We start from the raw sequence: 8894 nt of genomic DNA on the forward strand, positions 1-8894 counted from the left end.
GCAAAGAACTGCATACATTTTACTTCGGACGAAATAAAGAAACGCTGCGGTTTCTTTCCGAAAAGCAATTCCGCCGAATTTACAATGCGTCCGGCATCGTCCATCAGGTCCAACGCCGTCAGCACATGTTCTGGCGAAGCTCCCGCAGGGATTTTGAAATTCCTGATTTCACGTGCAATCTTCACGAAGCGACGAATCTTGGTCACACTCAAATCGCTCAAAGTAATTCCAGAATTTTTAGAAGCGTCAAAAGGCAGCACATTAATATATTCACGAGAAACAAGAAAATTCGCCAATGCCGCATAAACGGCAGTCCGCAATTCATCGTAAGTCGAAAATCCCTTACGGACAATTTCGGCATTTACCTTTGCTACAAAACGCTCCTGTTTTGATTCACGGGGCTTATCCGTTTTCAAGACAAAGCAAATCCGCTCCTTGTGACGTTTGCCAGCCTCGTTGTATTCCTGCTCTGTTGCCGAGACTCCCTTAGCATTCGTGTTTCCGTATGTATTGCCAATAATCCCTAAATAAATATCACTTGCGGCAACTTCATTCAGATAAAGTCCGGCAGCATCACGTTCCTGAGCGGGAACTTCTTCAAACAAAAAGACATCAAAGAATCGGCCAAGAATCGCATCTTTACGGATGTAATCCGCAAGCCACTTGCGTTCCTTTGCAAATTCTTTCTGCACGCTTGATATGAATATTCTGAATGACATATTGGACTTCTACTATTTTCTACCAATTTCTCTCAAAAAAACTCATCGTTTAGAATCCCAGCCAAGAAAGTGTATTTAATCGTCGTCATAAGATTGCATCGACATTCCTTTCTTCCAAATCGAGTTTCCAGATCATAATAAGAACATATCTTCCTCTCTCGCTCTCATTCACTATAAAATCTACAACCGAATTGATATAGTCACGACGGACGCAATTTTCCCGCCGCTGGAACCTACGTGAAGCTGCAGGATGCGTATGTCGCTGAAAAAGGAACCGTTGTTGGCTCAATGAAGGCTATTGGCTACTCCATTCCGACATCAACTGTCTTTACGTATGCAGGCTTCACTAGTGGTGATGATGTGGCTATTTCCTCAGGTAAAACTGAAGCATGGAAAGCTACAGCGGGTGCGACTTTGAATGACTGCGTTAGTGGTGTATGGCAGCTTGACATTGCCCAAAACACCTCGACTGGTGGTTCTATCACTTATACGCCTAAGGTATCCTCCATTAGCAATTGCCAGAAGCCTCTGACGCCGAACTTCTGCAACATTGGTGGAAGCGGAACTTGCACCGCTATCGGCGGCTAGTCATCTTTTCTAAAAAGATAAACTCCATCGGGTTTCTTCCGGTGGAGTTTTTTTTAAAAATGTCAGATTATCTATTATCTAAAATAACATATTTCTTAAAAAAAAGGAATAAATCTTCTTCGGATGGTTATACATTCTATTTGTTATTTATTCCGATATTGACTGCAATATTACCTTATTCAGCAGTTCAATTTTTTGATACACCCGTACCACATGGTTTCTTTTCTGCAGAAACTTTCATACTTTTATTAGCACTCGTTACACCTCAATGGCAGATAACATATAAAATACCTTTTGTTGCAATAGCTCTAGGTTATGGATTCTGGATGGGGACTGATGATGCTTGGGCTTACTCCATTTTATGCATTGCTTTAATTGCCATCACAATAGTTCTTCCACGAAAAAAAATCCTTTTATCAATATTTTACGGATTATGTATTTTAGTAATATTTGCTGTTGATTGCGAAAATTTTTTTTACTACACATTTTCTTTGCATATTAGAGATGTTTGGAATTTAGCTTTGTTTTATTGGTGGGGTGTATTACTATTTATATTGACCCTATTTTTTCAGATTGCCCTTGCATTCTATTTTTTTAGAAAAATTCAGTGGACCGTTATAAATGATTCTGCCTCTCATAAAAAAGCTTTATTTCTTTTCGTCATTTTATTTTCATGTAATGCGGGCATCAACGAAATGCAGTCGCGACAACCAATTATGGATTTTCCGATAAAGCATTTGTTTTCTTACAATATTTTTCTTCAACATTTTGAAGATACACGATCATTAGATGAAACTACAAAAAATACGTTTAAGTCCTGGAATAATTCAAAAGAAATTGCTTCTGATTTTAACAATACAACTGTCATGATTTTAATTGAAAGTTGGGGAGTGAATAAAAATAGTTTGTTGACAGCAGAACTTTTTTCTGTATTTGATTCTTGCAACAAATCTTTTGTGGGGATAAAAAAACGTGATGCAGCCCATACACAAGGTGCTGAATGGGAAGATTTTTGTATACCCTCTTGTAACGGCAATTCAACGGCTATTCCTCAAAAATTTAAGGCTGCAGGCTTAAAAACAATATATCTGCATGGCTATAATGGCGATTTTTATAATCGGGAAAGAATGTATAGCAATTATGGCTTTGATACACTGTTGTTCCATAAAGAATTGTCGTCTATAGGATTGTCTAGTTGCAAGTATGGGTTTGAGGGTATCTGTGATTCATCTGTTGTCAACTATATCGACTTCCTTTTGTCCGATACAATACCAAAATTTATTTATTGGACAACATTAGATGCCCATCCCCCATACGAATTTGTAGAAAATCTTGTTTTTTCATCTGAATGTAGAACTTTACACTTATCGGATGTCGAATGCACTTTTTTTACTTTACAGCAAAACACGCTTTTACGCATTGCCTCACTTGTAAAAAAGCATCCTAATGTTCATTTTATTATTCAGGGTGATCATCGTCCTATACTGAGTTTCCGCGAAAGAGCTTTTGTGAATTCATTTTTCTCTCGATGGGTATCGGTGGCCGTTTTAAATTAAGTGCTCGATATGACTAAATCATTCTTGTTTGTTATACCAATTTTTTCAGCCATACCCTTTTGGGTTACAGGGAAATTTTTTGATACACCACAACTACATGTTTTTTTTTCGGCGGACATTTTCTTCCTTCTTTTATTATTCCTGCTCCCTTACGGCAAAATCCTGTATAAAATACCATTTGTGCTTGCCTGCTGCATTTATGCCTTTATATCAGATTCGATTGATGTGTACATAACTATGGGTGTGTATGTGTTGATGATCTTTGTGACAACGGCAACCCCGCGTGTCCGAAAGTTTGTTTTGCCTGTTTATTCACTGTTCGCGTTACTTTTTTTGATTGCTGATGCAGGAAATTTTTTTTATTCGACTTTCGTCCTTACACTCCCTGATGTATGGGGACTTGCCAAATTTTATTGGTGGGGAATATTTTTATTTTTTTTGATTCCTTTATCCTTAATTTCATTACAAATTCTTTTCGCACAAAGACTTTTATGGGGTAAAGAACATTTTGAAATTTCTCATTTGGCTGTACTCTGCATTATCGCAAGCATGGTGGCCGCAAATGCGGGTGTAAATAAATTGCAAAGACGTCAGCCCATTATGGATTTCGCAACCCAGAAATGGTTCTGGCAACTTTGTACGCCAGGAATTATCGGACAAAATCCATATTTGCAAGAGGACATTAAAGCGGCTTTCCCTTTTTGGCAGAAAGGGAAAACTGTTGTTGGCGATTGTTCAAAATCGACGGTTGTTGTTCTTGTCGAAAGCTATGGTGTCAACAAATCCGTTGCTTATACAAAGGCTTTGCTTTCTCCGTTCTCAAATTCAAATGCGCAATTCTTAGGTCTCTACCCAAGGGACGCATCACACACGCAAGGTGCGGAATGGGAAGACTTTGACGCTTTAGGAGGAACTATCCGACAGACTCCTTTGCCTCAAAAGTTTAAAGAAAATAATTTTCAAACCTGGTATTTACACGGCTACGATGAAAAATTTTATGAGCGTGGCGAAAATTATGGGAAATTTGGATTTGACAGTCTGTTGTTCAAAAAGGATTTAGCTAGCCGCGGGCTTGCGAGCTGCCACTATGGCTTCGACGGAATTTGCGACACATCCATCGTCAATTATATTGATTCACTTCTTACGGATTCTATACCCAAATTCATTTATTGGACAACGCTTGATGCACATCCGCCTTACGAACTCGCCGATGGAGTTGAAAAATCTTCTGTTTGCAGGTCCATGCGCTTTGACGATGTGGACTGCGTGTATTTCACACTGCAGCAAAACACAATGAAAAGATTGGCAAAACAAGCTGAGAAACATCCCGACTATCGTTTTATAATTCGCGGAGACCACCGCCCGATGGGTTCGTTGGAACAATCTAGTTTCGTGCAGTCATTTTATTTTCGATGGGTCCCGCTAGTTATACTTAACTGAGAAAAACAGGTTTTTGGCTCTATTTGGTAATTTAGCCTTTTGGGGGATGTATTTCCTATTCCTTCTTCATTATTGAATGGAAAATTTTGGTATTCATTAAAGCCCCCCCCTTTGGGACCCCTCGCGTCATCCGAGTTTTCTAAACTTTTTCATTTCTTTATCCAAAAAGGCATCAATATATTTTGCATAAATTAACGTTGTTTCTAAATTTCGATGTCCCAACAATTTGCTTGTCGCAGAAAGTGATATTCCTAGTGTAATGCAAGTTGTCGCAAAGGTGTGACGGGCGAGGTGGCAGTGGATATGCTTGCTGTAGCCCAGTTTTTTTGCGGCATTGCGCAAGGTTCTGTTAAAATGGGAATTTTCCACAACCCGGAAAATTCTGCCAGCCTTCATATGTTCTGGTAGTAACAGGCGTGCCTGCAATGGAATCGGAATATAGACCGCATCTCCTGTTTTATGCATCTGTTTGCGAATTTTCCAATCAAAAATTTCTGAAGCATCAAGAGATTGCAAATCACTGTAGCGTAACCCAGTGAAACAGCTGAACAGAAACACTCGCATGACTTCCTGCTCTGTTTCCGAAAGAATGTTGTAACGATCGTTAAAATTGAGATACAAACTTTTAAGTTCACGAATCGTCAAGAACCCTCGTCGTGTATAGGCTCTCCCGATTTTCACCTTCTCAAACGGATCCACTTTTAGCAATCCATCCTGATAAATTTTTTTAGAAAAAATGCGGAATACAGAAAGAGCTTTGCATACAGTAGCAGGCTTGTTCCCTAATTGTTGAAGATGAATTTTATAATCTTGGACGACGGACTGGTCTAAATTTTCTAACTCTAGATTTGGATTATAATCAAAAATTTTTTTCAAATTCCAATAATAGGTATGTACCGTAAATGGTGAAAGGTTGTATTTTTCTTTTTCCAGATGCTGCAACGCGGTTTCATAAAATAGCATGTTTTTTCCTTTTTACAATGGTGGGCTTCTGAGAATTCAGAAGTTCAGACAAGGTAACATTATAAAGGAAAAATAAATAGATATTAGTAGATTTTAGAAACTTTTCTTTGCGATAAATCGCCTTGAACTAGAAATAAATTCGCTAGATACTACGTGAAGTTGCAGGACGCTTATGCCGCAGAACGTAATGCTGTTGGTGGTTGGAAATTGATTGGTTATACCGTTCCTGCATCTAATAACTTTAGCTATAAGGGTGCCATTGGAGCAAGTGAAACAACCGTTCTCGACGATTTGGATGGAACGCAGATCGGTTGGCAGGCTCAGAATGTAGTTGCGCTTAACGAATGTACTGCCAACGCCTGCTTCTGGGACATCGCCTTGAATAAGGGTGATAATGGTGGTCAGATTAAGTATGCAGCATGTCTTACGGATGACGCCACGCCGCTGACTGCAAACTATACTGCAATAAGCACGCCGGGTGAATCCTGCACGGTTAGTACAAGTGCAATCGACTAATTTACAGTAAAATTGTAAAAAGAGCTCTCCGAATAGGAGAGCCCTTTTTTATTAAGAATGGTTTGTTAATTACTGACCAATCTTGGTGAAATGGGGGGTCAAACCGGCGCAATTCGTTTCGTCAACAATAGACGGTGTGTAAGTGACAGAACCGGTATTGGTTGCGGAATTTCCAGTTGCAGCACTAATCTTCCAGTTCACTTGTGCCGGGCAATCGTTCAGCTTCACATTGTTCTGAGCGGTCCAGCCATCTGTGATGGAAGAGCTTTCTGCAGCAACAGTCTGTGCCTTCCCATCAACTTCCTTATAGCAAGGCGATTTGCCTTCTGCTGTGGATGCAGTGTAGCCCGTCGGGCACTTATTTTGTGCAGCAGTCTCTCCACCTGCATACGTGAAATTCGTACCACCAGGTGCAGCGTAGCCAATCGTTTTCCAAATGCCAAGGGCATTTGTTTCAGCCACATATGCATCCTGCAACTTCACGTAGGTTAAGGGGCAATGGAGAGGCGAAAGTTCTCGCTAGTGTGGTTTGTACCGAAGATTCTTGTGTGTTGTTGATAATGCCTAAGAACTTCTATGCCGAACGTGACTCGAGTCCTTTTTCTTTGCGATACATTTCCTCGATGCACGAGGGACCATCGCACCAGAACTTCAAAGATTCGTCGTAAAGTTTACGACCCGTTTGTGACGTGAGAAAATCTGCTAGGACTATCGACGAATCCTTTTTTTCCTTTTCAGCAATGGACTCAACGACCAGGGTTGCAATCTGGTCAATTGCCGCCTGAATCTGTTCCTTTTTCACATCCATACGCGAGTACTCTTTAAGAATTTCAATTGTTCAAGTGCTTTTGTCGTCCTAAAGCAGTATTGGTCTTTCAACCGCTCCGGAAGAAGCAGGCCAATACAAAAGTTGTCCGCAGCTTTTGTTCCCATAACACCATACGCCCCGGTCATGTAGTTTGTCAAGGTGATGTTTGTCGCATCATTTGCAATTTTTCCACCAATGACATCGTATTGACTGTATATGCCAATCAGGTCCGAAAAGGCCCCCGACATTCGGTGGGCCACAATGCAGTGCAACCAATTTGTATCGGATGTCGGAAACAGGTGGACATTCAGCTCTCGCGGAGTGTACTCGAAATGCGAAACAATACCACAATTTTGAGCATGCGCAACGGTTCCATTGGCAATGGACTTTCGTACCGTAATTTTTGCAAAAGCTTCTGCCTGGGCAAGGTCCGTTGTCAAATAGAAGCCTTTGCCGAAATCTTTGTAGCGGGCGCAGCGCTCCAGGTCAGGAGCGGTCACCTCGCAAAAACTGCCGTGGTACAGAACGACGGGTTCATGCAGACTGAACATTTGGAACCCCTTTAGCCGCAAGATATCGTCTTATGTCATCAAGTACGGCCAAATCCCCCTCAATATGGAATAACTCCCACATGTCCTTTATGTAGCGGAATACGCCAAAGCGATCGAAGACCTTGACCATTTCGGGAATAGGAATACGCTCTTGCTCGGCAGCGAGCCGCACAAGTCGGGTCTGCATGTATGTTATTTGCATATTCTCGCTCATACCCTCTAAAAATAAATAATGTGCAGTAAAGAGTCAATAGGGAAGATGCCGTTGTTTCAAAGAAACACTTCCAATACGTCCTTGTTTAGAGTATTTCTAGCAACATCCTACGTGAAGTTGGCGGACGCCTACATTGCTGAAATTGGAGATACCCTATCAACATTCCAGGCAATTGGCTACGAAATTTCTGACACGCCAAACTTTAGCTACACAGACTCTTGGGGTGAAAAAAAGGCTCTTACTACGGCAGCTGCATGGACTGCAACGTCGAAAGTGGCTTTGAACGATTGCGCCAAGGAGAGCACCTGGGTTCTTACTGCAAACCAGTCTGCTACGGGTAATGGCGCAGCTTGGACAACAAATACACTTGAAGCCGAGTGCGAAGCTTTAACTCCTCAGTTCAAGAACTTGCAGAAGGGTGAAGTGAAAACCTCCACAGGTGGCTAATTGTTTTAGTGTCTTATACGAAAAGAGAACTCCAAATGGAGTTCTCTTTTTTTGTGTAATCCCTTTTACGTTATTACGGGTTGGCGTTGGCTGCCGCCGTCTGGAGCTTCGTAAAGCTAGGAGTGAGAGGTTCGCACAACGTTGTTCCTGTATTTGAGACTGTAGCGGTATACAAAACCGTGCCGCCAGTTGTGCTGTTAGCAGAAGTGGTGAGAGCCCAGTTGTCGCCCGCCGCACAATCATTCAAAGTTGCAATGTTGTGAGCAGTCCAAAGACCAGCGGTGAAAGAGTCCGTCGTTATGTCAGCCTGTCCACCATAACCATCGGTATTTGTTCCTTCGGCGCAGGTGGCGGCTCCGCAATAATAGAAGTTATTTGTGTTTTTCATCAAATAACCAATCTGCTTCCAACTTCCCACGGAAGTTCCCTTTTCGGATACATACGCGTCCTGCAACTTCACGTAGGTTCCAGCGGCAGGGCCGACTTCGGAAGCTTTGGACTTAGCGATCATGCCGAACAGTTTCGGTACTGCGACGGCGGCCAGGATGCCCATGATCACGATCACGACCATCAATTCGATAAGGGTAAAACCTTGCTTTTTCATAGTGTACTCCTTGTTGATGTTTTGTTACACACTTTTTGTGGTTTCCGGCCCGTTAGTGGGCGTTCAACCCGTTCACATCCTTAATATAAACAATTTTTTTCAGAAAAGCAATAGTTTTGTCAAACTTTTTTGCATTTTTGCGTAATTTTTGTCTCGTTTGCGTCACGAAAAATTACTTTGTTTGCAAAATCCTTTCGTTTTCTGTTCAAAATCGCCATATTTCGGCATGAACTTTGATGGAGTATATATACAAATTTTTTTCAAAAAAAACATTTTTTTAAGAAAAAAAGTCAAATTTTCATATTCCAACTTGGAATAAAAATGACAAAAAGCCCGGCTTTCGCTGGGCTTCAAAGACAATTTTCAGGAGTAGGTCACCTATTTTAACGAAAGCATCGTAGAAATCACGCTGTCCGGCACATTCTGCGAACGCAAGTAGTCAGCTCGCTTGGAGTCTCGAGCAGAATTTTCGGCGTCATTCTTTTCAC

At 41.3% G+C, this 8894-nt stretch carries 12 protein-coding genes; 5 read left to right on the forward strand and 7 right to left on the reverse strand.

Translation table 11 applies throughout. The features are described from left to right. Positions 1-719: DUF4062 domain-containing protein (locus IKG78_RS13890; protein WP_290944519.1), on the reverse strand; the 719-nt coding region annotated here is incomplete at its 3' end. 237 nt (positions 720-956) lie between these two features. On the opposite strand from IKG78_RS13890, the gene IKG78_RS13895 reads away from it, so the two are divergent. From IKG78_RS13895 to IKG78_RS13905, 3 genes are read left to right on the forward strand one after another with little or no spacing between them, the layout of a single operon-like run. Further along, a complete protein-coding gene (locus tag IKG78_RS13895) occupies positions 957-1307 on the forward strand; it encodes a hypothetical protein (RefSeq protein ID WP_290944522.1) in 351 nt (116 codons plus the stop codon). Positions 1308-1366: 59 nt separating this feature from the next. Then, positions 1367-2863, forward strand: a complete 1497-nt coding sequence (locus IKG78_RS13900) for a sulfatase-like hydrolase/transferase (RefSeq protein WP_290944524.1) — start codon at positions 1367-1369, stop codon at positions 2861-2863. A gap of 9 nt (positions 2864-2872) precedes the next feature. Next, the gene (locus IKG78_RS13905; RefSeq protein WP_290944527.1) at positions 2873-4303 is read left to right on the forward strand and encodes a sulfatase-like hydrolase/transferase; all 1431 of its coding nucleotides are present in this window, start codon (positions 2873-2875) and stop codon (positions 4301-4303) included. A 126-nt stretch (positions 4304-4429) separates the two neighbouring features. Here IKG78_RS13905 and IKG78_RS13910 read toward each other — a convergent pair whose 3' ends face one another. Next, positions 4430-5266 (reverse strand): site-specific integrase, encoded by an 837-nt coding sequence (locus IKG78_RS13910; RefSeq protein WP_290944530.1) that lies wholly within the window; start codon positions 5264-5266, stop codon positions 4430-4432. 153 nt (positions 5267-5419) lie between these two features. On the opposite strand from IKG78_RS13910, the gene IKG78_RS13915 reads away from it, so the two are divergent. Beyond that, entirely contained in the window at positions 5420-5782 is a 363-nt protein-coding gene (locus tag IKG78_RS13915) for a hypothetical protein (RefSeq protein WP_290944532.1), read from the forward strand. 69 nt (positions 5783-5851) lie between these two features. On the opposite strand, the gene IKG78_RS13920 is transcribed toward IKG78_RS13915, so the two are convergent. The 4 genes from IKG78_RS13920 to IKG78_RS13935 all read right to left on the reverse strand — a co-directional run bounded on the left by IKG78_RS13920 (position 5852) and on the right by IKG78_RS13935 (position 7343). Then, positions 5852-6244 (reverse strand): hypothetical protein, encoded by a 393-nt coding sequence (locus tag IKG78_RS13920; protein ID WP_290944535.1) that lies wholly within the window; start codon positions 6242-6244, stop codon positions 5852-5854. 112 nt (positions 6245-6356) lie between these two features. Then, on the reverse strand, positions 6357-6590 hold the full coding sequence (locus IKG78_RS13925; RefSeq protein ID WP_073323958.1) for a hypothetical protein: 234 nt from the start codon (positions 6588-6590) through the stop codon (positions 6357-6359). After that, positions 6581-7141 (reverse strand): DUF3990 domain-containing protein, encoded by a 561-nt coding sequence (locus IKG78_RS13930; protein WP_290944539.1) that lies wholly within the window; start codon positions 7139-7141, stop codon positions 6581-6583. Before IKG78_RS13930 ends, IKG78_RS13925 begins: the two co-directional genes overlap by 10 nt. Beyond that, positions 7125-7343, reverse strand: coding sequence for a DUF3791 domain-containing protein (locus IKG78_RS13935; RefSeq protein ID WP_254794242.1), 219 nt, complete (start codon positions 7341-7343; stop codon positions 7125-7127). Before IKG78_RS13935 ends, IKG78_RS13930 begins: the two co-directional genes overlap by 17 nt. Before the next feature lie 57 nt (positions 7344-7400). Here IKG78_RS13935 and IKG78_RS13940 point away from each other — a divergent pair, with 57 nt between their 5' ends. Then, positions 7401-7802 (forward strand): hypothetical protein, encoded by a 402-nt coding sequence (locus tag IKG78_RS13940; RefSeq protein WP_290944543.1) that lies wholly within the window; start codon positions 7401-7403, stop codon positions 7800-7802. Between the two features lie 73 nt (positions 7803-7875). Here IKG78_RS13940 and IKG78_RS13945 read toward each other — a convergent pair whose 3' ends face one another. After that, positions 7876-8406 (reverse strand): type II secretion system protein, encoded by a 531-nt coding sequence (locus IKG78_RS13945; RefSeq protein WP_290944545.1) that lies wholly within the window; start codon positions 8404-8406, stop codon positions 7876-7878. Between the last annotated feature and the right edge of the window lie 488 nt (positions 8407-8894).

The organism is Fibrobacter sp. (genome assembly GCF_017545445.1).
GTDB lineage: Bacteria > Fibrobacterota > Fibrobacteria > Fibrobacterales > Fibrobacteraceae > Fibrobacter.